At 60.4% G+C, this 23,807-nt stretch carries 20 protein-coding genes; 9 read left to right on the top strand and 11 right to left on the bottom strand.

Features of this window, described 5'->3' with window-relative positions; all coding sequences use genetic code 11:
• The first annotated feature begins 107 nt into the window (after window positions 1-107).
• Window positions 108-356 (top strand): WhiB family transcriptional regulator, encoded by a 249-nt coding sequence (locus tag FFA61_RS06000; RefSeq protein ID WP_005964615.1) that lies wholly within the window; start codon window positions 108-110, stop codon window positions 354-356.
• Window positions 357-575: 219 nt separating this feature from the next.
• On the opposite strand, the gene FFA61_RS06005 is transcribed toward FFA61_RS06000, so the two are convergent.
• Complete coding sequence (locus FFA61_RS06005; RefSeq protein ID WP_005964617.1) at window positions 576-2,036, bottom strand: sensor histidine kinase; 1,461 nt, start codon at window positions 2,034-2,036, stop codon at window positions 576-578.
• A gap of 88 nt (window positions 2,037-2,124) precedes the next feature.
• Between FFA61_RS06005 and FFA61_RS06010 the strand changes: the two genes are divergently transcribed.
• The 5 genes from FFA61_RS06010 to FFA61_RS06030 all read left to right on the top strand — a co-directional run bounded on the left by FFA61_RS06010 (window position 2,125) and on the right by FFA61_RS06030 (window position 5,489).
• Window positions 2,125-2,598 carry a DUF2505 domain-containing protein gene (locus tag FFA61_RS06010; protein ID WP_005964619.1) on the top strand — a complete coding sequence of 158 codons (474 nt, stop codon included), beginning with the start codon at window positions 2,125-2,127 and terminating at the stop codon, window positions 2,596-2,598.
• A 225-nt stretch (window positions 2,599-2,823) separates the two neighbouring features.
• The gene (locus tag FFA61_RS06015; RefSeq protein WP_005964621.1) at window positions 2,824-3,270 is read left to right on the top strand and encodes an OsmC family protein; all 447 of its coding nucleotides are present in this window, start codon (window positions 2,824-2,826) and stop codon (window positions 3,268-3,270) included.
• 1 nt (window position 3,271) lies between these two features.
• Window positions 3,272-4,027, top strand: coding sequence for a VPDSG-CTERM exosortase interaction domain protein (locus FFA61_RS06020; RefSeq protein ID WP_131247351.1), 756 nt, complete (start codon window positions 3,272-3,274; stop codon window positions 4,025-4,027).
• Between the two features lie 137 nt (window positions 4,028-4,164).
• Window positions 4,165-4,962, top strand: coding sequence for a thymidylate synthase (locus FFA61_RS06025; protein ID WP_005964627.1), 798 nt, complete (start codon window positions 4,165-4,167; stop codon window positions 4,960-4,962).
• Window positions 4,959-5,489, top strand: a complete 531-nt coding sequence (locus tag FFA61_RS06030) for a dihydrofolate reductase (RefSeq protein WP_005964629.1) — start codon at window positions 4,959-4,961, stop codon at window positions 5,487-5,489. Before FFA61_RS06025 ends, FFA61_RS06030 begins: the two co-directional genes overlap by 4 nt.
• Here the strand turns inward: FFA61_RS06030 and FFA61_RS06035 are convergent.
• Complete coding sequence (locus FFA61_RS06035; RefSeq protein WP_051057875.1) at window positions 5,474-6,106, bottom strand: MmcQ/YjbR family DNA-binding protein; 633 nt, start codon at window positions 6,104-6,106, stop codon at window positions 5,474-5,476. The genes FFA61_RS06030 and FFA61_RS06035 overlap by 16 nt on opposite strands.
• Before the next feature lie 303 nt (window positions 6,107-6,409).
• Between FFA61_RS06035 and FFA61_RS06040 the strand changes: the two genes are divergently transcribed.
• Together FFA61_RS06040 and fumC are read left to right on the top strand one after the other, a co-directional pair.
• Window positions 6,410-7,597, top strand: coding sequence for an MFS transporter (locus FFA61_RS06040; RefSeq protein ID WP_005964637.1), 1,188 nt, complete (start codon window positions 6,410-6,412; stop codon window positions 7,595-7,597).
• A gap of 100 nt (window positions 7,598-7,697) precedes the next feature.
• On the top strand, window positions 7,698-9,104 hold the full coding sequence (fumC, locus tag FFA61_RS06045) for a class II fumarate hydratase (protein ID WP_040314193.1): 1,407 nt from the start codon (window positions 7,698-7,700) through the stop codon (window positions 9,102-9,104).
• Between the two features lie 307 nt (window positions 9,105-9,411).
• Here the strand turns inward: fumC and FFA61_RS06050 are convergent, their stop codons facing one another.
• From FFA61_RS06050 to FFA61_RS06090, 9 genes are all read right to left on the bottom strand, one after another.
• Window positions 9,412-10,269, bottom strand: coding sequence for an anchored repeat-type ABC transporter permease subunit (locus FFA61_RS06050; RefSeq protein ID WP_005964648.1), 858 nt, complete (start codon window positions 10,267-10,269; stop codon window positions 9,412-9,414).
• Window positions 10,266-11,327 carry an anchored repeat-type ABC transporter ATP-binding subunit gene (locus tag FFA61_RS06055; RefSeq protein WP_005964651.1) on the bottom strand — a complete coding sequence of 354 codons (1,062 nt, stop codon included), beginning with the start codon at window positions 11,325-11,327 and terminating at the stop codon, window positions 10,266-10,268. The genes FFA61_RS06050 and FFA61_RS06055 overlap by 4 nt, the downstream gene beginning before the upstream one ends.
• Complete coding sequence (locus tag FFA61_RS06060; protein ID WP_165544473.1) at window positions 11,324-12,316, bottom strand: choice-of-anchor M domain-containing protein; 993 nt, start codon at window positions 12,314-12,316, stop codon at window positions 11,324-11,326. The genes FFA61_RS06055 and FFA61_RS06060 overlap by 4 nt, the downstream gene beginning before the upstream one ends.
• A gap of 49 nt (window positions 12,317-12,365) precedes the next feature.
• A complete protein-coding gene (locus FFA61_RS06065) occupies window positions 12,366-14,105 on the bottom strand; it encodes an anchored repeat ABC transporter, substrate-binding protein (RefSeq protein WP_005964656.1) in 1,740 nt (579 codons plus the stop codon).
• 100 nt (window positions 14,106-14,205) lie between these two features.
• A complete protein-coding gene (locus tag FFA61_RS06070; protein ID WP_005964659.1) occupies window positions 14,206-17,247 on the bottom strand; it encodes a type I restriction endonuclease subunit R in 3,042 nt (1,013 codons plus the stop codon).
• Window positions 17,244-18,239: a GIY-YIG nuclease family protein gene (locus FFA61_RS06075; protein ID WP_242600904.1), complete on the bottom strand. Its 996-nt coding sequence runs from the start codon at window positions 18,237-18,239 to the stop codon at window positions 17,244-17,246. Before FFA61_RS06075 ends, FFA61_RS06070 begins: the two co-directional genes overlap by 4 nt.
• Window positions 18,240-18,244: 5 nt before the next feature.
• A complete protein-coding gene (locus tag FFA61_RS06080) occupies window positions 18,245-19,441 on the bottom strand; it encodes a restriction endonuclease subunit S (protein ID WP_005964665.1) in 1,197 nt (398 codons plus the stop codon).
• Window positions 19,438-21,000 carry a type I restriction-modification system subunit M gene (locus tag FFA61_RS06085; RefSeq protein ID WP_040314391.1) on the bottom strand — a complete coding sequence of 521 codons (1,563 nt, stop codon included), beginning with the start codon at window positions 20,998-21,000 and terminating at the stop codon, window positions 19,438-19,440. The genes FFA61_RS06080 and FFA61_RS06085 overlap by 4 nt, the downstream gene beginning before the upstream one ends.
• Window positions 21,001-21,384: 384 nt before the next feature.
• Window positions 21,385-22,341 carry a nucleoside hydrolase gene (locus FFA61_RS06090; RefSeq protein ID WP_040314195.1) on the bottom strand — a complete coding sequence of 319 codons (957 nt, stop codon included), beginning with the start codon at window positions 22,339-22,341 and terminating at the stop codon, window positions 21,385-21,387.
• Window positions 22,342-22,498: 157 nt separating this feature from the next.
• Between FFA61_RS06090 and FFA61_RS06095 the strand changes: the two genes are divergently transcribed.
• Window positions 22,499-23,755: an ATP-binding protein gene (locus FFA61_RS06095; RefSeq protein WP_005964674.1), complete on the top strand. Its 1,257-nt coding sequence runs from the start codon at window positions 22,499-22,501 to the stop codon at window positions 23,753-23,755.
• Window positions 23,756-23,807: the final 52 nt, after the last annotated feature.

Here is a 23,807-nt window from a genome sequence, read left to right on the forward strand (position 1 = left end):
TCTGACATCCTTTTGTACCCAAGACTATCTGACGGGTGTCCGGGCGTTACTTCAGCGCTACGGGCGAGTGAGTTTGTTCTTCGGCATAGTTCAAAGGAGTGTCAACGATGGATTGGCGTAGCAAGGCCGCCTGTCTCAGTGTGGATCCCGAGCTTTTCTTCCCTATCGGCAATACCGGTCCGGCAATCGCCCAGGCTGCTCAGGCCAAGACTGTGTGCCACAGCTGCCCGGTGGAGGCGACCTGCCTCCAGTGGGCGATCGACAACAATCAGGACTCCGGTGTCTGGGGCGGCATGAGTGAAGAGGAGCGACGTTCCCTCAAGCGCCGCGCCGCCCGCGCCCGCCGCGCCTCCTGAGTACAGGCAGCTGACTGCGGCAGCGAACCTCGAGTTCAGCATCAATGCCACCGCGGGGCCGAGCATCTGCTCGGCCCCGCATCGCTTTGTCCTCATGGCCCCACAAGGCTCTCGCTCAGAGCTCCAGTCCCCACCGAAAACTCCAGCTCTCATGACTCGGGAACTCCAGGCCTCACGACGTTTCCAGGCCAGCCACGAACTCCAGTCCAGCTCGGAGTTTCAGTCCTGTTCGACTCGCATCTTCACAGTGACCAGTGTTCCGCCCTCGTCGCGTCTACTCCACTCGATCGAACCATTGAGCTCTCCACGAACCATTTGATGCACGATCTGCGTGCCTAGTCCCGTCATCGGGGTTCCCGGCTCGAAGCCGAGACCATCATCCGCCACGGTAATGACCATGGAGTCGCCCTCGCGCGTCACTCCGACCTCGATGCGTCCATCACGATCGGCGAGCCCATGCTCAACAGAGTTCGCGACGAGCTCATTGAGTACCGTCGCCAGGGCTTGTGCCTGATCAGCGGGGATCGTTCCGAAACTGCCGACAGTCACGACCTCGACCGAATGATCTGTTGAGGCCACCGCACCGGACATTCTCACAACGGAACGCGCGACCTCGTCGAAGTCAACGGTCTCATCAACATTCTGCGATAGGGCCGCGTGCACAGTCGCGATCGCCTGGACGCGACGCTCAGCCTCGGACAGCGCGTCCTTCACTCCCTGCTGATCAGAGCGGCGCGCTTGGAGGCGCAGCAGGGCTGACACTGTTTGGAGATTGTTCTTCACACGATGGTGGATCTCGCGGATCGTCGCGTCCTTCGTCATGAGTTCTTGCTCGCGGCGGCGGACCTCGGAAACATCTCGCGTCAAAATGACTGCACCCAGCCGCTTGCGCCCCTCAACGAGGGGAAGCGCACGTATTGTGATTGTGGAAGAGTGCGCGGTGATTTCCGTGCGCCAAGAGGCGCGCCCCATGACGACGACCGGCATGGACTCCTCGATCATCGTCTCGTCACCAACGACATTCGTCACCTCTTGCGCGAGGATCTTCCCCGTGACATTCGAGCGGATTCCAAGACGACGCAGGCACGAGGTTGCGTTAGGTGTCATATGCTCGACACGCCCGTTCTCGTCGATGACGATGACTCCGTCGAGGACGCGCGGAACGCCGTGGGCGGTGACGGAGGGCGTCGAATCATATGGGTATTCGCCTCGGGCGATCATCTGGCAGAGCATGTCCGCTGCATTCATTGTCCACGACTCGAATCCGAGGGAGAGCCTGGGCGAGGAAAGATTCGATTCGCGAGTGACGACCGCGATGATGCGCCCGTCGTGCAGGACGGGGACGCAGGTCTCCTGCATCGAATAGGTCCCCGCCCAGTAGGCGCTCGGAGACTTCACCACCTGACCAGTGGCGATGCAGCGGCGTACTTCAACCTCGCGGGCAACAGGCAAATGCAATCCGATGATGTCGTCAACGTGAACCGTCGTCGAGGTCGCTGGGCGGCAATGAGCGGCCGCGATGAAGCGTTCATCATCGGTCGGGAGCCACAAGACCAGGTCCGCGGCGGAAAGGTCGGCGAGAACCTGCCAGTCCGCAAGCAGCAGGTGGAGCCACTCAATGTCTTTCTCCGACAGGGCGTTGTTCGACGCCTCCTCTGCCAAATCCGTCAGGCTTCTCATAGGATCCACTCTAGTGCGCCCTGGAGGCGATCCCCTCCACCCCCCTTCCCCCTCTCATCCTTTCCCGTCCCACCATGATCGGAGTTTCATGAAGTTCAGCGAGACCCTCAGCTACCCGATGTCCCTCGACGATCTCGAAGCGATGAGCCTCGACCCTGAGTTCTTGCGCTCCCGATTCCAGCGCTTCACCACCGGGCTCGAAGTCGTGGTCGAGGGGCGGAGCATCCGCGCATCCGGACCGCTTAACACGGACCTTCTTCCCGGGGCGACTAAAGCCTTCATCGCCCAGGATGCTCGCCTCAAGTTCACCGAGACGTGGAGTGGCGAGGGCGAGGCTCGCACCGCCTCCTCGAGGCTCACAGCCACGGGGGCTCCGCTGAAAGTCTCAATCTCTTCGACTTTCAGCGGTGGTGCCTTAGCGACTCGGGTGGCTACAGGTGATCTTGTGATCTCGGTTCCCTTCTTCGGCTCCAAACTCGAACAGGAGGGGATCGCCCGGGCTGGCCGCATTCTCAAGGAAGAGCAGCACCTGGCCGCTGAATATCTCGAAAAGCGGGCTTAAACGCCATTGCCCAGGCCGATCCGGGTTTGAGCCAAGGCCGGGCTGGGTTTGAGCTAAGGCCGGGCGGGGATTATGCCTGGGCAGCTTGCTTCTTCCTTCCCTGCGCCCCGGCCCGAGCCTGCCCCCAAGGGTACGATCCCTCTTTCTTTTCCCCTTTGATCTGCCCAATTCTTTCCCCCTCTTTTAGCTCGCGCGGCTCAGCCCAGATTCCGCGAGAATGGACCCATGAGCGATACGAGTGCACATCCAACCCCGGCCCCGGCCCTCTATCTTGAACGCCAGGGCGTCCGCCAGTACGTCGCAACGAACTCTCGTGGCGCACAAGTCCTCGTCGGAGATGGACCTGGGCGTTTCTCCCCCGGTGATCTGTTGAAGATCGCGCTCGCAGGCTGCAATGCCATGTCCTCCGATAAGCGCTTGGCCGACCGGCTCGGCGAAGACTTTGAGCAGGTCGTTGGGATCTCGGGGGAGTATCTTTCCGATGAGGACCGCTTCGCTTCCTTCGCGATCGAACTCATCCAAGACCTGTCAAAGGTTGACGAGGAGGAACGCGCGAAACTCCTGCGCCGCGCGGAAGGCGCGATCGAGAGGAACTGCACGATCGCGCATACTCTGACGAATCCGGTGTCCTACACGAAGACCTTCACCGACGAGCCCGTAGGCCAGGACTGAAGTGAGTGCCCGCTCCCGCGTGGTGAAGACCTGGTCCCAGGCGTTGAACGTTCCCTACGCAGTGAGCGTGAAATCGGCGCAGAAACTGCGCGATGTCAATCCTGATGCGACGCCCGCACAGCTCGTGAACATCGCGAACAGGCGCTTCTTGAAGCGCCTGTCCCGCGAATCGGCCGCTGTCGGAGCACTCGCAGCCGTCCCGGGAGCGGGAACCGCAGTGAGCATGGGAAGCTCGGGAGTCCAACTCCTCGCCTTCGTTTCTGAGGCCGCACATCACTGCATGCTCGTCGCCCACATCTACGGCCTGGATATGCGCGACCCCGCCAAGCGCACTGCGCTGGTCCTCGCGGCCCTCACGGGGCAAGAGGGCGCGGAGATGATCTCCATGCAGGTCGGTATTCAGACCCTCTCGTGGTTCCGCTCCTCCTTCCTCAATGTGAGAAGCGTCTCGGCCACAGAGTTCAACAACCTCATGCTGCGCTGGTTGAAGCGCCGCACGGTGAAGTCCGCGACGATGTCGACCCTGGGCCGTATGCTCCCCTTCGGGATCGGCGCAGTCGTCGGCTGGGGCATCGGCGCTTCCCTCGCGAAAACAACGATCGAAGGACTGGGCCTCGCCCTCGGCCCCGCTCCTGAGGCTTTCGGTAGTCCGCAGGTCATTGATGTCGAGGTCCTCGGTGATGAGCCCGCCTCTTACGCGTACGCGCATCTCGAGCTCCCGATTGGCGACGAGGGCGAGCGCAGGTGGACCGATTAGCAGCCAGGCCGGGTGAACGCGGATCATTAGAAAAGTGAAGAGTGCGCGCCATCCGCATGGGAATGAGGCTTTCCCCCTTCGACCTGGGCGTGAGATGCTGACGTGCGCGTCATCCGCACGGGAAGGAGACATTAGCCATGATCGATCGTCAATACGAGGACCTTCTTGCGCGGATCATGAAAGAGGGCGTGCTTAAGGGCGACCGCACAGGCACCGGCACGCGCTCCCTTTTCGGCGCCCAGCTCCGCTACGACCTGTCGAGGGGTTTCCCCCTGATCACGACGAAGCGCGTGCACCTGAAGTCGATCGTCGGAGAGCTCCTCTGGTTCCTCAATGGCGACTCGAATGTCACGTGGCTTCAAGAAAACGGGATTCGGATTTGGAACGAATGGGCAGATGAGAATGGCGACCTCGGCCCCGTGTACGGCTCCCAGTGGAGGAAGTGGCGCAGCGCCGATGGCCACAGGATCGACCAGATCTCACAGGTCCTCGACACCTTGAAAACAGATCCGGATTCGCGTCGAATGCTCGTGTCCGCTTGGAATGTCGGTGAACTCGACAAGATGGCTCTGGAGCCCTGCCACGCGTTCTTCCAGCTCTACGTCGCCGAGGGGCGGCTTTCCTTGCAGCTGTATCAGCGCAGTGCCGATATGTTCCTCGGAGTGCCTTTCAATATCGCCTCATATTCCTTGCTCACGCATATGTTCGCCCAGCAGGCGGGCCTCGAGGTCGGCGATTTCATCTGGACGGGCGGAGACTGCCACGTGTATTCGAACCACGTCGAGCAGGTGACTGAGCAGCTTTCCCGTGAACCGTTCCCTTTCCCGAGTTTGAGCCTGAAGAAGGCCTCCTCGATGTTCTCCTACGACTTCGATGATGTCCTCGTCGAGGGCTATGAGCACCATCCTGCGATCAAGGCTCCGGTGGCGGTATGACGATTCTCGCCTCGATTTGGGCCCAGGACGTCAAGGGTGTCCTCGGTTCGGGAACAGACATGCTGTGGCGTGTTCCCGCGGATTTCGCGCATTTTAAGAAGTCGACTCTGGGCTGTCCGATTATCATGGGGCGCCGCTCCTGGATGGCTCTCGGAGGGGCCTTGCCCGGGCGGACGAATATCGTAATCACGCGTTCGCCCGACTTCGAAGCGCCCGGCGCCTTGGTGGCCCATTCCCTTGGGGATGCGCTCGAGCTGGCGAAGAGGATTGCCGAGGCTGAGGGCGCTCATCATGTGTGGATCACCGGCGGTGGCGACGTCTACGAGCAGACGATGGATCTGGTGGACGAGCTCGTCGTGACTGAACTCGACTTCGACGCTGCTGCCGCCCACCCGGGAGCGCCCCTCGTCAAGGCCCCTCTCATTGACGAGGAGGTGTGGGGGGTGGATCCAAAGCGCTCTGATGAGGACTGGCAGGCGAAGTCCGGGGACGCGCGTTGGAGAGTGCGGACTTATGTGAGGCGCTGATCCTGTTTCTGGGGCTGAGCCCGTTTCTGGGGCTGAGCCCGTTTATGGTCGTGGATCTCGCCGTAAGCGTAGGGGTCGATGGGCCGATCCTTCTTCGGCATCTTCGCGATGACCAGGAGGTATGAGGAGATGATGAGTTCCCTCAGCTCCTCGGCACTGATGCGCCGAGAGGAACGGGCCGGACTGTGCGGGGCATCCGGGGTCTGTGGGGCATTCGGAGTGTCTGAGGCATCCGGGGCGCCCGATGTCTCCGGCAGGCTCGAGGCCTCCAGTGCTTTCGGTGACTCCGGTGGGTTTGAATCCTCCGGCGCGCTTGAGGTCTCCGGTACGCTCGACGCTTCCGGCTCCTCTACCGGCGAGAACACCGTCACCCAGTGTCTCTTGTTGAGGTGATAACCAGGGATCACGTCGTCATAAGCCTCGACGAGGGCGCGGCCTTCTTGAGGATCGACCTTCATCGTCACCATCTGCGGGCCATTCGTGTCCGTGAGGAGAAGAAACATCCGCTCTCCAACTTTGAAGACCTCCCGTTCTTCTCCGAAGGGGAAGGTGAGGCGCGAATGTGGCAACTCGAGGGCGACCTCGAGCGCAAAATCGTGCAGTTCTCGTGGATCCATGCTCGTCTCTCCTTCCTTGAAGTATTCCACTCGGACAAGCGAAAGGATGGGGCGCTGTGCTCGAAGGCGTAGGGATGTGGGCGTCGAGCGTAGGATTTTGAGGTGCCTCAAGCATCCCATGACGTCAATCCGGCCTCGAAGCCCGAGGATTCGGCTCCTCGCCGCAATCCCCCCGCTATCCCGCCAGAATCCGCCATCCCGCCAGGGTCCGTCACCCAAGCAGAGTCCGCCACCCGAGATAGGGACTCCACCCGAGCTAAGTCCACCACCCGGGCGGGCGCCTCTGCCCTCGCCGGGCCAACCTTGAAGGCACTACTCGCGATCGCCTTATTCACCTACACGGCACAGAACATGATCAACGCTTCAATCGCCCCACTCTCTCGCGCACTCGCCCTGCCCGAGTGGATCGTCGGCGCAGCCGTGTCCCTCGCGGCGGTCTCAGTAGCCTCCCTCTCGCAATTCTGGGGACGCAGGTCAATCGCGTGGGGGCGACGCAAGGTACTCCTCCTGGCGCTGCTCCTCGCATTCATCGCGGGAGCACTCTTCTCAGCGGCGGTGGCGCTGCGCTCGGCGGGACTGCTCGCCACCTCCATTGCCGCGGGAGCGATCATGCTCGCACGCGGCCCCTTCTTCGGCTCTGCGGTCGCTGCGATCCCCCCGACCGGCCAGGCTCTCATCGCTCAATCCACCCCGGACGAGGGTTCGCGCGTCAAAGGCGTCTCCGCCTTCTCGGGAGCGATCAATCTGTCGATCATGATCGGCTCTCTCATCTCCTCCGGGCTCGGCGCCTGGTGGATCTTCGCCCCCGTGCACGCGACCCCCTGGTTCATTGCGATCGCCCTCGTCATCGCCTTCGTGTTCCTCCCCAAGGACGGGCCCGCGAATCTCAAGGACGAGAAGACTACCCTCCCACCGAGAGTCTCCTGGTCCGATCGAAGGGTCCTCCCCTGGATCGGCGCAGCCTTCGGCATCTTCTTCGCCGCAGGAGTCGTCCATATCACAATGGGCTTCCTCGTGCAGGACCGTCTAGGCGTGGATCCGAAGACCGCGATCTCGATCACCGCCCTCATGCTGCTCGCAAACGCCACCGGCGCAATGCTCATGCAACTGCTCCTCGTGCCCCGCTTATCCTGGCCGCCCCGAAAACTCCTGCGGATCGGCATGACCCTCGGCCTGAGTTCCCTCGCGGTCCTCTCCTTCGCGTGGAGCCCCTGGCTGATCGCCTTGTCGACCTTTTTCATCGGAGTATCGAGCGGCCTGGCGAGCCCAGGTTTTTCCGCCGGAGCATCCCTCTCAGTCACAGACGAGGAACAAGGCGGGGTCGCTGGGATCATCAATGCGACTGGCGCGATCACCTGGATCTTCGCGCCCGTCTCAGCAACCGCCCTCTACGGTTGGCATCCCCTCGTCCCCTTCGTCCTCGCCCTCGTCCTCGTTTCCATCTGCGTAACGATCGCGTGGCTACATCCCGGACTCGTCAAGACCCGCTGAAAACTTCCTGCTCAGGATTGACCTGCCAGGACCTCTTGGCCCTCCGAATCGGACTGCGCTCCCCTACGCTAGAACCACATCGACATGAATGGAGAAAGCTATGACAGCTTCGCGTACTGAAACCGACTCGATGGGCGCCGTCGAGGTCGCCGCCGACCGCTACTGGGGAGCTCAGACCGAGCGCTCCCTCCACAACTTCGACATCGGCCGCAACACCTTCGTCTGGGGCCGTCCAATGGTCCGCGCCCTCGGCGTCCTCAAGAAGTCCGCCGCCCTCGCGAACGCTGAACTCGGCGAGCTTCCCCAGGACATCGCGGAGCTCATCGTGCAGGCGGGCGACGAGGTCATCGCCGGTAAGCTCGACGATCATTTCCCGCTCGTCGTCTTCCAGACCGGTTCTGGTACTCAGTCGAATATGAACTCCAATGAGGTCATCTCCAACCGCGCGATCGAACTCGCGGGCGGCGAAATGGGCACGAAGACCCCCGTGCACCCGAACGACCATGTGAACCGCGGCCAGTCCTCGAACGACACTTTCCCGACTGCCATGCACATCGCGGTCGTGTCCGAACTCCAGGACATGTACCCGCGTGTCATGCAGCTGCGCGACACCCTGGATAAGAAGGCCAAGGAGTACGACGACATCGTCATGGTGGGCCGCACGCACCTCCAGGACGCGACCCCGATCCGCCTCGGCCAGGTCTTCTCCGGCTGGGTCGCTCAGATCGACTTCGCCCTCGACGGCATCCGTTACGCGGACTCTCGCGCCCGCGAACTCGCCATCGGTGGCACTGCGGTCGGCACTGGTTTGAACGCTCACCCGAAGTTCGGTGAACTCACCGCCAAGAAGATTTCCGAGGAGACCGGCCTCGAGTTCACCCAGGCCGATAACCTCTTCGCCGCGCTCGGCGCGCACGACGCCCTCGTCCTCGTCTCCGGTGCGCTCCGGGTCCTCGCCGACGCGCTCATGAAGATCGCGAACGATGTCCGCTGGTACGCTTCGGGCCCGCGCAACGGCATCGGTGAACTCCTCATCCCCGAGAACGAGCCGGGCTCGTCCATCATGCCGGGCAAGGTGAACCCGACCCAGTGCGAGGCCATGACCATGGTCGCCGTCCAGGTGTTCGGCAATGACGCGACCGTCGGCTTCGCCGGCTCGCAGGGCAATTTCCAGCTCAACGTGTTCAAGCCCGTGATGGCGTGGAATGTTCTCGAGTCGATCCGCTTGCTCGGCGACGCCTGCGTCTCCTTCGACACGAACTGCGCTTACGGTATCGAGCCGAATATGGAGCGCATCCAGGCGAACCTCGAGACGAACCTCATGCAGGTCACGGCCCTGAACCGTCACATCGGCTACGACAAGGCCTCGAAGATCGCGAAGAACGCGCACCACAAGGGCTTGTCTCTGCGCGAGTCCGCTCTCGAGCTGGGCTTCGTCACTCCTGAGGAGTTCGATGCCTGGGTTGTGCCGGCTGACATGACGCACCCGAGCGCCGCTGAGGACTGAGCCGCGAGGCCGCTTCGCGAGCGCCGAGTGCGGGGGCCTGGCTTCTCACGAGTGTGAGGGGCCGGGCCCTTTCCTCTATTGCTGCTGTTTTTCGCTGGTGGTGGACTGTGCACGGTGGGTGACGGTTCCAGCTTCCGACACGGCTCCACTGTTGGCGACGTTTCCACCTTTCGGCGCGATTTCGCCTTTCGGTGCTGCTTCCACCTGTTGCGCCCTGTTTTCGGCCACTGTTTTCGGCCCCGAGAATCGATGCCGATCACCCGAAATCGACGCCGATCACGCAATCGGCACCACAAGCTGCCGGAGTTCAGGCCCGGGCAGCCTTGAGAAGTCTCATCCTTCCCCTCAGGGCCGATACCCCGGCAACGAGAACGAACACGAGCATGAGGACGAGGACGATCGCCGCTCCCGCAGGCAGATCCGCAGCCCAGGACATCCAGATCCCGAAAAAGGCACTGAGTACGCCGATCGCGGGAGAAATGAGCATCATCGCAAAGAGCCTGTCCGTCACAAGCCTCGCGCTCGCAGCGGGAGTGAGGAGCAAGGCGACGACGAGGATGTTGCCGACGATCTGCACACTCATGACGACTGCTGCGGCGACGGTCAGGTAGAGGACGAGGTCGAGGGCCCCGACTTTCATGCCCATCGCCTGGGCGTAGGTCCGGTCCAGTGACACGGCGACAATCTTGCGGTGTGCGAGAGCAAGAACCGCGAGCAAGATGAGTGAGCCGAAGGCGATCGACACGAGATCGGAGTTCTGCACGCCCGTCAAGGACCCGAAGAGCACGGATTCCAGGGAGCCCGTGTATCCGGGCACTCTCGACATGATGACGAGGCCGAGGGCGAAGGCCGAGGCGAAGAAGATACCGATGACGGAGTCTTCGTTGATCCTGCGGTTCTGTGAGAAGAAGGTGATGAGCAAGGTGACGATCAGCCCTGCAAGTGCTCCGCCGATGAGGACGGAAGCTCCAAGAGCGAAAGCGACTGCGATGCCCGGGAAGACCGCGTGCGCGAGCGCGTCACCAACGAATCCCATGCCGCGCAAGACGACGTGTGTTCCAACGACGCCGTTGATGATCGCGCAGATGATTGCAACGAGGAGGGCTCGTGATAAGAATGCGAGCTGTGGATTCGCCAGGTCGGTGATGAAGTCGATGGGGTTCATGCGCTCTTCGCCCTCAGATCGTTCGGTGAGCCAGGTGCCAGTAGCGGGCCGGTTGCCAGTTCGTATGGTCCTTCCACGCCGCCTTGTCTCTTGTCATGAAGCTGCCTCGTTTCCCGAGATTCCTGTGCCTCTTCGAGCGTTCGCCCATCATCACAGGCAGTCGCCTCGTCACGCGCACTTGCCTCCTCACTCGCCCGAGCCTCCTCACTCGCCCGAGCCTCCTCACGCGCCCCGTCCTCGTTGATCGAAGGAGCCGCAACACCAACAGTTCGCAGCAGCGCCGAAGAGGGCCCGACCTCGAAGGCATCCATCCAGAGCTGCGGGTCTGTGAGTTCGCCGGGGCACCCCTGGGCGATGATCCCGCCCTTGAGGAGGACCAGGGAATCGCATACGTCGATGGCCTGGGAGAGGTCGTGGGTCGACATGAGGATCGCGACTCCCCGCTCGGTCAGTTCCCTCAAAAGCGCGGTGAGTTCGTCCTGAGTGGGGTGGTCGAGTCCGGTGAAGGGCTCGTCCAAGAGGAGGAGGCGCGGTGAGCGGGCGAGCGCCCGAGCGATGAGGACTCGCTGCTTTTGCCCGCCGGATAGTTCATCGAGGGTGCGTCGGCGCAGGTCTTTCATGGCGACCATATCGAGAGCCTCGTACACCCTTTTCCAGTCGGCTGCGCTGGTGCGTTCCCACAAGCGCTTCCTCATCTGCAGGGAGGTCATGACGGTCTGTTCAACGCTGATCGGGTAGCCCCATTCGATGTCGTGGCGCTGGGGAACATAACCGGGCAGGCCCGTGCGTTCCAGTTTCCCCGCTGAAGTTGGGATCAGTCCCATGATTGCGCGCATGAGGGTGGTCTTGCCCGCGCCATTCGGGCCGACGAGGCCGATGAGCTGTGCTTCTTCGACTCTCAGATTCACTCCCGTAAGAATGCGCCGACCCGTGAGTTCGACGTTCACTTCATCGAGGACGAGGAGCGGGGCGTGCCCGCCCGTGTGCTCACTGGCGCTCCCGGCCGTGCGCCCGGCTGCGCTCCCCTTGGTGTTCCCGCCCGTGTGCTCATAACTCATTGGAGCGCTTCCTCCTGGGCTCGTTTCGTGTTGTGATGCACGCTCGCGGCGATGAGTGGGACCATTGAGGCAAAGAGGCCTGCACCGAGGACGATCCACAGAGTCGGCGAAGAAGAGGAGCCTGTTCCCTCCTTCTGGGCTTCGCCGTCCTTCGAAGCCCCATCTTCAGCACCGGACTGGGCTCCGACGATGGAGCCATCCGCAGAGCCGTTGAGGGATGCCCCGGCCTCGGCCCCCGTTTTCCCGGTGTCGACCGCTTCGAAAACGGAAGCTGGGGAGGTGTGGGAACCGACTGCGAAGTTCAAGGTGGCGTGCCCGCCGACAGGAGTACCGTCCTTCAAGGTCGCAGTGAAAGCGAGGGTGACTCGGTGCACGCCCGGTTCGGTGAAGGCCCAGTTCGCGTGGGTGTGCGTATTGACGTCCACGCTGAGCGGCTGGGACTGCTTCTTCTCAGAGTCCCACAGGATCTGCGGCCCTTTGAAGTTGCCGGCCTGAACGAAGGCGATGAAATGACCGGGGCCCTCGTGTCCCTCGTAGACGATGTCGAGGCTTGCGGGCACGTTTTCGACGACACCCGGGTCCTGAGTGTTCCAGCCGAGCCAGGGAACTCCGGCGATCTCCTGTTGGGGCACGACCCATGCCTGTGAAGCGCCGATGAAGGAATATTCCTCGCCCTCGGGCACCTCGAGTTTCGCCGCATCGGGCAGGGCGAAGACGACATCGTCGAGGTTTCGCCACACGGGGGCCTGGGCGGAGTCGTCGCGGGCGAGGACGCTCCAGGTGTTGTTCGTGTATCGCGGGCCGATGTCGACGTGTCCGTGTTCGATGACGACCCTTTCGCCGCTTTCGGCGCTGGCCTCGTTAGCTGTGACGTTCTGTGTGAGCGCGGGGTCGGAGTCGCTGCTCGGATCGGCTAGGGCAAGGCCCGGCAGGGCGAGGGCGCAGCCGAGCGCAAGAAGGCTTCCGGCGAGGAGTTGCTGTGTCTTCATTGTTGTGTCCATTCCTTAGTCCGTGTACGGAGAGTCCGTGTAGGAGTCCTTAGTTCGTGTACAAGTCGTTGAGGGAGTGTCCGACGTCGGGTTCGAAGTCCCAGGCGGGAAGGGATTGGGGGTCGAGGCAGGCTTTCAGGGTTTTCGTATTGGAGACCATTGCTTCGATGTAGCTGGGGGTGTGTGCACTAAGAGTGTCTGAGTTCAGGGAGCAGACTCGGATCCCCAAAGATGCGGCGATTGTGTGGAGTTCGCCTGCGCCCGAGCGGGTCGAAGATTCGATGAACACGGCGGGCACTTTCAGGTCGCGAAGGGTGGCTGACAGGGTTGCGAGTTGGCCTGCGGAAGGTTCGAGGCTCGGGTTCGCTGAGGCGAATCCCGTTACTTCGAGCCCGTATCCTCTGGCGAGATACCCGTAAGCGTCGTGGGCGGTGACGAGGCGCCGCGATCCTTCGGGGATTGTCTGGAGGACGGAGCTCATCCACTGGTCCAGCTCGGCAAGTTCTGCCTTGTATTCTTCGGCGCGCTTGCGGTAGTTCTGCGCGGAGTCGGGGTCTTGGTCGATGAGGACTTGGGTGATGACTTCGATTTCTGCTTGGACGTTGTGGACGTCGAGCCACATGTGCGGATCTATTTCTCCGTGCACGTGCTTGCCGATGACGGCTTGCGCGAGAATCCACGTCGCTTCGCCCGCGTGCCCAAGGAATCGCCATTGCGGGTCAGCGGGGACGAGGGTCTGCGCACTGTGGGGAACGGCAATGATTGTCGAGGCGGGGTCTTTTTCGTAGGAGCGTCCGCCTTCTTCGCCTGTGAGAGTGATGGCCGAGGGCGTGGCGCGTGTTCCGCCTGTGTGTGTTTCCTCTGTGTGTGTTCCATCCGGTTGTGCATTGAGGTCTACGTGCCCGCTCGTGAGGGCACCTTCTCCGGGTTCGACGCCGACCGCGAAACGAAGCGTCGTCGATCCGAGCGGTGTTTCTGTTCCCTGGTTGTCGATCTGGAAGGCGTTGAGGCTGAGGGTGTAGTCGCCGGCCTTGGAAAATCCCCAAGACATGTGGGTGTGCGCTCCGGTGGGCAATGCGATCGCATCGGAGACGGAGGCGCCTCCTGCGTTCGTCGCTCCGATGGGGCCGCCGATCCCGTCAGAGGAGTCGAGCCAGATGGAGGGTTGTCCGAAAGTGCCGGTCGTGAAGGCAGAGACATTTCCGGGGCCCTCGACCGAGCTCACGCGAAATTCGACGTGCTCTGTGTTCGTCGCCGCGCCTGCGGCCTCGGCCTTGTCCCTTTCCTTGTCCTCTTCCCCGGGGGCAGTGCCTGCGGCCTCGTCCTCGTTCGCATTCCCAGGAGCCTTGGCGACTTCTGAAACTCGCAGGCCGAGCCAGACGGTATCGAGGGCGCGATCTTCGACTAGGGGGATCTGGTAGCCGCCGAATGCGAGGGCTTCTTCCCCGAGGACGAGGTGGGTCGCGGTGGCGGGGAGGTTTCCTTCCAGCATGGAGCGGATGGAGGCGTCTTCGAGGAGGAGTCCGTTTTCGATGGCGATGTTCGCCCGGGTGACGTTGCGAAGTGTTGACAGGCGCGGCTCGTAGGTGTGGGGGTCGGCGCCCGCAGGAACGATGGAGACGACTTCGGCGTCCTCTCCGGCGATGCGAGCGGTGATATCGGCGATGATCGGGGTTGTTGTGACGACGAGTGGTCGGGCTGGGAGCGCTTCAGCTGCGGGGGTGGAGCATCCTCCAAGGAGGGATGCAGCGGCGAAGAGTGCTGCCGCTATTCGACCTGATCTGTACACTCGGACGTCTTCTCCACTCAAAGCCTACTGATAACCAGTCGCAATAGTAGTTGCGAATTGTTCTCATGACAAAGAGGGGGCGTAGGCTCCGGGGAAGGCTTCAGACCCCGAGGAACCTCTCGAGATAAACCTTAAGCTTAGCGATCACGCGAGCCTTCTTCTCCGCGCGACTCTCCCCTTCGCCGGGCTTCGCGAAGCGTGAGATCGGCGGGAGAATCTTGAGGATTTCAGTTCCATCCGCAGGCAGGTAGCCGCGTTCAAGAGCCCTAGCCACAAAGTTCTTGGCAGCGTCCGCACGCAGATGCTCGGCGGAGATGATCTCATCAATCTCCGCTCTCTTCGCCGCTTCGAGAATCGCTTCCCATTGGGTGCCGCCGTCCTCGCCGAGTGTGAAAGATTTGAGAAATGCTTCGATGAGGTCTCGTTTGGAGTAGAGCGAAGGGCTTGCGTTGACCATGCGTGACACCTCGGCGAGGATTTCCTTGTCTTTCGCATCGCCATGCAGGGCCTTGTGCTCTTCAACGAGGCGGATGATGTAGTCGACGTTCACTTGAACTTGTTTCACCAGTTCGATCTCGAAGACGAGATCGTCATTAATCGGCGCTTTTTCCCCGCCGATTGTGGGGCGAAGTTCGTTGTACAGGTCGACGTAGATGCCCTTGTAGTCGTCGAACTCGCGAGGCTCCATCGGATCGTCTTCAGCGAACTCATCGAAGGAAGTGAGGATGTTCTTCAGGCGCAGCAGCTTGGAGAAGAGCGTGATGAAGGCCTTTTGTTCTTCCTCGGAGAAGATGAGCTGATCTTGCGGGTAGGCACGAATCTCTTCGACGGCGGCAATGTATTCGCCGAGATACTCTGAGTAGGGGCGAATGAGGAATGAGCCTCCACCATCCTTGTTGCCGAAGAGGGCGATCGCCTCGTCTACCTCCTCCTTGAGGTTGCGGAAGCACACGATGTTGCCGTAGGACTTCACGGCGTTGAGGATCCGGTTGGTCCTTGAGAATGCCTGGATGAGTCCGTGGGTGCGCAGGTTCTTGTCGACCCACAAAGTGTTGAGGGTCTTGGAATCGAAGCCCGTGAGGAACATGTTGACGACGATGACTAGGTCGATCTCACGCGTGGCAAGAGATTTCGCGATGGCCTCGTAATATCCCTCGAAGCCGTGTGCCGAGGTGTCGTGGTTCGTCCCGAAGATCCGGTTGTAGTCGTCGATCGCGCTGTCGAGGAAGGCTCGATCGTCTGCGGATAGAGCACTCGGGTCGACACTCTCTTCCCGCAGGGAATCGCCTGGCGCTTCGGCGTTGGGCGCATAGGAGTAGATGATGCCAATGCTCAAGCGCCTATCGGCAGGCAGGGCCTCCTGCTGGCGGGCAAACTCTGCATAGTAGTCGCGGGCTGCGGCAATGGATTCGGTCGCAAGGATCGAATTGAAGCCCCTCAGACGCCTCTCATCCATCGAATATGCGGCGTGGCGCTTCGTCTTCTGATCGAAGTGCTCGAGGATGTAGGACACGATCTGGGAGATCCTACGCGGATCCCGGTATACGGCGACTGTGTCGATGCCCGGCACTTGTTGGTCTGCGATGGCGTCGCTCCTGTGGAAGGTGTCGATGTAGTCGACGCGGAAGGGCAGAACGTTGTTATCGCCGACGGCATTAAGGATCGTATAGGAGTGCAATTGCTCGCCGAATGCCTGCTCAGTGGTGCGCAGATGCACGTTCCCACTCCCCGCGTTCTCAGCGAAGATCGGAGTCCCTGTAAAACCGAAGAGGTGATAGTTCGTGAAGGCTTTCGTGATGGCGACATGCATGTCGCCGAACTGGCTGCGGTGACACTCGTCGAAAATGAGGACGACGTGACCGGAGTAAATTTCATGACCGCGGTGAGCTGAGACGAAGTTCGAGAGTTTCTGGATCGTCGTCACAATGATGGGGACCTGTGGGTCGGCGATCTGCGCGGCGAGTTGCTTGGTCGATTGGTTCGCTGAGACTGTGCCCGCGGCGAAGCGGTTGTATTCGCTGATCGTCTGATGGTCGAGATCCTTGCGGTCGACGACGAAGAGGACCTTGTCGATATCGGGCAGGCCTGCGGCGAGCTTCGCGGTCTTGAAGCTGGTGAGAGTCTTACCTGAACCTGTTGTGTGCCAAATGTATCCCCCGGCCTCCAGGCTTCCAGTCGTCTTCTGAATGGTCGAAGTATGGATCCTTTGGAGGATCGCCTCGGTCGCGGCGATCTGGTAGGGGCGCATGACCAGGAGTTTTTCCTTCACCGTGAACACGCAGTAGCGGGTGAGGATCGCGAGGATCGTGTGCTTTGCGAAGAAGGTTCGGGCGAAGTCCTCCAGTCGGATGATCTGTTGGTTGCGCGCGTCAGTCCACCAAGAGGTGAACTCGAAGGAGTCGGAGTTCGCGGCTTTGGCCTGTGGGCGCCCCGGTCGATCCTCGGTGATGTGATCGGCGCGCGTCGTATTCGAGTAGTACTTCGTGTGCGTCCCATTGGAGATGACGAAGATCTGAACGTACTCGTATAGGCCCGCCCCAGCCCAGAAGGAGTCCCGCTGGTAGCGGTTGATCTGTTTGAAGGCCTCTTTCAGGGCGACGCCGCGCCGTTTAAGTTCAACGTGGACGAGGGGAAGCCCGTTGACGAGGATCGTGACGTCGTAGCGGTTGTCGTGCGCACCTGATTCGACGACGTACTGGTTCGTCACCTGGAGTCGGTTGTTGTGGATCCGCTCTTTGTCGATGAGGCGGATGTTCTTCGTCTCTCCGGTGTCGCGCAGGAGGACTTGGACGTGGTCTTCTTGGATGCGCCGCGTCTTCTCGATGATGCCGTCGTTGCGCCCCGAGATCTTCTCGGCGAAGAAGCGCTCCCATTCCGAGTCGGTGAAGGCGTAGTGGTTGAGGGCTTCGAGTTGGGTGCGCAGGTTGGCGATCATCGCCGCTTCGGAGTCGAAGGCGATGTACTCGTAGGCCTGCCTGTGGAGTTGGGTGATGAATTCCTTTTCGAGGGCGGCTTCGGACTGATACGACAGGTCGGTGTCGGGTCCGGGTTCGAATTGGGCGACGACCGTCGCCTCGTCGGTGAGGATGATCGGTTCGATCCGCATGGAGGGGTTGAAGCCAGTGGTATCCGATGCACTCATGCGGGTTCCTCCCCGTCGATGATTCGTGTTTCCGTTCCCACCGACGAGGGCGGGGCTGCGGGGTCGGATGAGTCGGAGGAGGTGACGTCGCGTTCTTCCCATTCCCCATAGGTGAGGCCGTTGGAAGTAGTCCACGCGACCCGGCCATTACGAGAACGCCCATAGGCCATGGAAGCGGCCCCTGATGGCGAGGTGAAGGGGATGTCGCGAGTGAGCACCCCGTTCTTCCCGTCGATTGTGATCGAACCATCTGAAACAAGCTTGTCAAAGCGAACACGGAGTGCGTCGTATGCGCGCCTTGTCGACTCCGAGTAGGCCTTGCCGATCACTCCGCCCGCGACGATCGAGCCTTCAAGCATGATGAATTCACCGGCACTGAACTGCGCACGAGCACTGATCCCGTGTTTCGGGACCTCGAGGTAGAAAATCGGAGAGTCTTCACTAACGACGTCAATCGGCGAGTTGTCGACGAAGTCTGTCTTACGGGTCTTGAGGGCATTGACCCCGAGGACGGGGAGGATCAACCGCACCTTGTCGATAAAATCTTCAACATCGGATTTCTGCGCTTCGGAAAGCTTTCGCCGTTGTGGAGTCTGTTTGTTGTCATCGAGGGTCGCGCGTTCGGCGTGCATCGCGATATCGACGAGGCGGGCCTCGATGTACCCCCAGTGCCCCTCGTTGAAGGAGTCGTCGGAGGAGGAGATGAGAACAGCGCGGTCCCACCAATCCCTCTTCTGCTTGTGGTCGAGGAAGCGCTTGGAGAAGTCCTCGGTCTTCCCGATGTAGCAGCGCGTCGATTCGATTGCCTCCGGGTCATCGCCGAGCAGCAGATAGACGCCGTTGCGGTGGGATTCTTCTCGGGCGAGGAGCTCGGAGAGTTTCGAGCGGGGCCCGTAGAGGACATGACCCGACCAGGACACGAGGTCGGCGGTCGTGATCCCGCCGACCTCACCGTCGACGAGGAACAGTTCGATGTGCATGCCGCGTGCCACGGGAATCACTTCTTCTCAGGGAAGGTGAAAAGTCGATCGCGGTAGTACTCGTACTGCTGACGCCGAGCCGCGATCTCGGCGGGCAGACCGGAGGAGAGATCATTGACGAGGGCATCGAAGTCGTCGAGGACATCTGCAATGCGACGCTGAACATAAAGGGGCGGAACATCAATCACGAAACCGACAAGCTCTTTCTTGTTTAAAGCTGGGATGCTTCCCGTCTGTTGCAGAGCAACCAGTCGCGTCTGTTGACGCTTCAACTGGTGATAAAGAAATCGAGGATCGACCCCCTCTTTAGGGGTGACGGCATAACACAATGGTCCAAGCCAGAATTGATCCCACTGAAAACCTACAACGCCAACGCTCCCCCGAGAAGGAATCGTTATCACCATGCCAGGATTGTTAGCGCACGAAACCCAACCTGAGGGCTCCACACCTCCATTTACATACGGAAGCAAACCACTACCGAAGGCTCCTTCAAATTTCCTTCCGGTTTTAATGAGGGCAATGTCACCTAACCGCTTCTCCTGCACATCAAAGTGTTCTTCACCTAGCAAATTTACAGACACATTCTTTGCACTGAATTCAAAATTCAGAAGCATATTTCGAAGGAAAGAATATTGCACCTTGCGCGCCCCAAGCTCCGCCCCAAGCTCCGCCTCAAGTCTAGTGAAAGAATCAAGAATGTCAACAATCTCTCGTTGAATCTCAATCGGAGGGACAGGTACAACAAAACTCTTCAGAATGGCAAGAGACAAGCCGCCACGAGCACCCTCCCCGGAAGAAATTGATCGAAGCTTCTCATATTGACCATCGAGGAAGTGATAGAGGAAGCGATATGAGATTTCACGACCCGGCACAAGGGTACACAATGATTGATTTGTTGATAACTCAATTTCAACTGTGGCAACTTTTCCTCGCGTCTTCCCTTGCCCGGCGAGAGCAATAACGACCGATCTAGGCGAAACCATCTTCGCGTTCGATTTCAACAAACCAAGCTCTGTTATGAAACCGTCCGTCGAATAGACATGCTTCTTGTTCACTTCACCTGAGCTCATCCATGGGATCGTTCCATCCTCCCAGTATTCAGGCACGTGTTTATTCGGCGTGCCTCCAGTGACGAGCTGAACCACTTCGCCGAGGGGCTTCCATGCGACCCCATCCGGACACATCTCAGCGATCATGCGCTCGATCCGGTTCATCGCGCACCGCCCTCGAGGTCGGCGACAATCGCGTCGATCTTCGCCCGCAACTCCGCTTGACGCTCAACGATGACGGCGATCCGCTCGTTGAGCTCGGCAATGTCGATCTCTTCGCGCGCGTCCTCAGGCTCGACGTAGGACGAGACCGAGAGGTTGTAGGAGTTCTGCGCGATCGTCTCCGCGTCTATCAACGCTCCCTTGTAGTCGATATCCGTCCTCGCCACCAGGGAATCAATGATGAAGTCGCGATTCGCCTCAGTCAGAACGTTCTTGTTCCCCTTGCGCTCGAACTGGTCCGAAGCGTCGAGGAAGAAGACCGCATTATCCTTCTTCGACTTCTTCAACACGATGATGCAGGTCGCGATCGTCGTGCCGAAGAACAGGTCCGGCGGCAACTGGATCACCGCATCAACGTAGTTGTTGTCGACGAGGTATTGCCGGATCTTCTGCTCGGCCGCCCCGCGATACAAGACACCTGGGAACTCGACGATCGCCGCCGTCCCGTCGACCTTCAACCAATTGAGCATGTGCATCGTGAAAGCGAGATCCGCCTTCGACTTCGGCGCCAGGGCACCGGCGGGGGCGAAGCGCGGATCATGCAGGAGCGTCGGATCATCCTTGCCCACCCACTTCGTCGAATACGGCGGATTCGACACGATCGCATCGAAAGGCTCGTCATCCCAATGCGCGGGCTCGAGCAGCGTATCCCCCAGCGCGATATCGAAGTTCGCGAAGTTAATGTCATGGAGGAACATGTTGATCCGGCACAGGTTGTAGGTCGTCAGGTTGACCTCCTGACCGAAGAAACCCTCGACATTGTCGGCGCCGAGGATCTTCGCGAACTTCAAGAGGAGCGAGCCCGAACCGCAGGCGGGGTCGTACACCCGCCCCACGCGCTCACGACCGTCGATCGCGATGCGCGCCAAAACCTCTGACACCTCCTGCGGAGTGAAGAACTCTCCGCCCGACTTGCCCGCGCTCGAGGCGTACATCGTCATGAGGTATTCGTAGGCGTCGCCGAAGGCGTCGATCGTCGATTCTCCGTAGGACAAGTCCATGTCCCCGATTGCGTCCAAGATCCTCACGAGCTTGAGGTTTCTTTGAGCAACAGTGTTGCCGAGCTTGGGCGAATTGACGTCAACGTCGGCGAAGAGGCCTTTCATGTCCTTCTCCGCTCTGGTCCCATATGAGGATCGCTCAATGTTCGCAAACACCATCGATAGGGTCTCGTTGAGGTTCTCATTGTGAGGCGCCCTCGCACGGACATTGACGAAGAGCTCGGAAGGACGAATGAAGAAACCCTTCTCACTCACAATATCTCGGCGGAATTCCTCATCTTCGGCGTCCGCATCGGGCAGCAGCGCATAATCGAATCCTGTGTTTCCTGATTCCGCCTCGCCCTCGTTAATGAAATCCGTAAGGTTCTCAGAGATGAAGCGGTAGAAGAGGAAGCCGAGCACGTAGGCCTTGAAGTCCCAGCCGTCGACACTGCCGCGCAAGTCGTTGGCGATCTGCCAAATGGTCCGATGAAGTTCAGCGCGCTGGGCGTCAGTGCTCACGGCAAGCCTTTCGAAGAGAAAGCGAGAATACTGCCCAAGTGTGTCACCTCTCGCACTCGGATTCGCCCTGAACAGGCCGAGTGCGCACTGTTTCGGGGCTGAACGCACATTCAGAACCACAACGAGAACCCCGCAAACCGCCGGATTTGAAAGTTGATGGTGCTTTTGAGCGAAAAACAGAGGCTCGCGCGAAGGACGACAGGGCGCTCGCAGTCAAGACTCCTTCGTCCGTCCCGGAATCACCGCCCAGGTACCAGCCGCTCACCTCACCGATACCAACCACTCACCTCACCGTTGCCAGCCCAAGATCTTCGATCTTCGACATCGCCTCCCGCACCGACCTTGCCGGTCCCGGTCACGTCCCCTTAGTCCTACTTAACTGGACTATTCACGTCCCAGGATCCTCGCGACGAGATGATCCGCGAAGGGGCGATCCGTCTTCAAAACCATGCGCACGTGCGCGCCCTCCTGGTCAATGGGCCCCAGCCTCTGGCCCCGCAGGTCTGCGATCGTTTGCCCACGCCCAGGCCCCTCCGTGTCATCGACAATGACATTCACCCACGGAGAATCGACGACCTTCACAGTGCCGACGGCGATCGCTGCGGCAAGAGGATCATGCAATGGCGAACAGCGCCGCCCGAACTGGGGCTGATAGAAGTCGTAGTACACGTCGAGGATCCGCCCCAGAGCTCCCACGAGTGGCTGATCCGAAGCAAGGAGCTGTTCGCGGTGTGACTCCTCCATGACATTCTCAAGGGTGACGTCTAGGCCGACCAAAGTCACGTCCCAGGGTGCGCGCACGACTGCGCTCGCAGCCTCCGGGTCGCAGAAAATGTTCGCCTCCGCCACGGGGCTGACGTTTCCCGGCACGAGGGCAGCCCCGCCCATGACGACGACCTGCTTCACCCGCTGCGGCAGACTCGGATCGAGGTCGAGGGCGCGGGCCAGATTCGTCAGCGGGCCGACAGCGCAGATCTCAAGCTCGCCCTCGTACTCGTCGGAGAGGTGCAGGATCATCTCAGCGGCCGATTCTCCCGTGGGCGCGAGGTCGCTTGGGGGCAGTTCGACGTCCCCAATGCCGTTGGCGCCGTGGATCTGCACCGCGCGATGCGTGTACTCGCGAGTCAAGTAGCAGCGCTCCCCCATCGTGACCGGTACGTCCTGTCTGCCTGCGAGGGCGAGGAGGCGCAACGCATTCTCTGTCGTGTGTTCGACGTCCACGTTCCCGCAGATCGTACCGATGCCGACCAGAGACACTTCCGACGAGTTCAGCAAGTACGCCAGTGCGAGCGCGTCATCGACGCCCGGGTCGCAATCGAAATACAGGGGGCGTTTCTTCACCGCATGCTCCTTCCTTGGAACTAGGAATTCGACACTATACGAAGGGTGCCCGAGGGCGTACAGCTCGGACCCACAGCCCTTGCAGAACCGCAACGAAAGTCTTGCAGAACCGCAACGTAAGCATTGCAGAACCGCAACGGGAAACTAGACTACTCCTATGGGAAAATCGATTATTCGGCGTAATTCAGCGGATTTAGCACAGGAGATCCTCTCCGACACTCCCGTTCTAACTATGTCTGGAGCACGCCAAGTCGGCAAGACAACTCTCGTCTCAGAACTCATTAAGAACCGCCCAGCTCGAGCCGTGAACCTCGACGACTCGGCAACCCTCGTCGCAGCGCAGGGCGACCCAGATGCCTTCGTGCGCCAATACCCCTTGGGAGCTCTCGCCATCGACGAGATCCAACGCGCGCCTGAACTCTTCCGAGCCATCAAAGGGGCGCTCGAAGAAGATCGACGCCCCGGCCGCTTCATCATCACCGCCTCCTCGAATCTCTCCACTTTGAAAGGCGCGGAAGAGAGCCTCGCAGGACGAGCTGAAACTCTCTACCTGCGAGGCTTCAGCCAAGGTGAGCGCCTCAGTTTCGTAGAAGACTTCGCACGATTCGCCTGGAATCTGACAAACACGAGCACCCTCCCTGAGGTTCCCCACCTTTCACGATCTGAATACTTCACGCTGCTCACCACTTCAGCGTTCCCCGAAATCGTCAACACAAGCCGTCGCCGCCAGGAACGCTGGATCGACGCATACACGGAGAGGGTCCTCTCAAAAGACGCCTCCGAACTGTTCGGCATTCAGCACCCAGACCGACTGACGAAACTGTTGAACCTCATTGCACGAAGCGGCACAAGCGAGTTCGTCGCCGCACATGTGGCGCGTGAACTTGACCTCCCGGAACGTTCCTTGCCCTCCTACTTGGAAGCTCTCAAATCGGTCTTCCTTATCGATGCCCTGCCCGCATGGGGACGCAACCTTAGAAGACGAGCCATTTCCAAACCGAAGGTCTTCGCTCAAGACCCTGGTCTCGCGGCAGTTCTTGCAGGTGTTGACTCTCGAGCCCTCGAATCTCAGACCCTCAGTTCGCTCTGCGGAGGTCTCATGGAATCCTTCGTCGCAACGGAACTCCTCAAACAGCGGACTTGGTCCACGAAGACGTTCACCCTCAGTCACTTCCGGACTTCAACTGGGCAGGAAGTGGACCTCATCCTCGAAGACCGACAGCAAAGCATCATCGGCATCGAAGTAAAAGCCGCAATGTCGATCTCTCAGAAGGACTTCAAAGGACTGTCATTCCTACGCGAACAGATCGGAGATCAATTCCAGGCTGGCATTGTTTTGCACGCGGGCAAGCAGATCCTGCCCATGGGGGACCGCCTCTGGGCGATGCCGATATCGACCTTGTGGAGTGTCTGAGCGAGGAGTTCACGCTCAAAGTCGCAGCCACTCCATCCCCCTGCCAATGAAG

This window comes from Schaalia cardiffensis F0333 (assembly GCF_005886435.1).
Lineage (GTDB): Bacteria > Actinomycetota > Actinomycetes > Actinomycetales > Actinomycetaceae > Pauljensenia > Pauljensenia cardiffensis.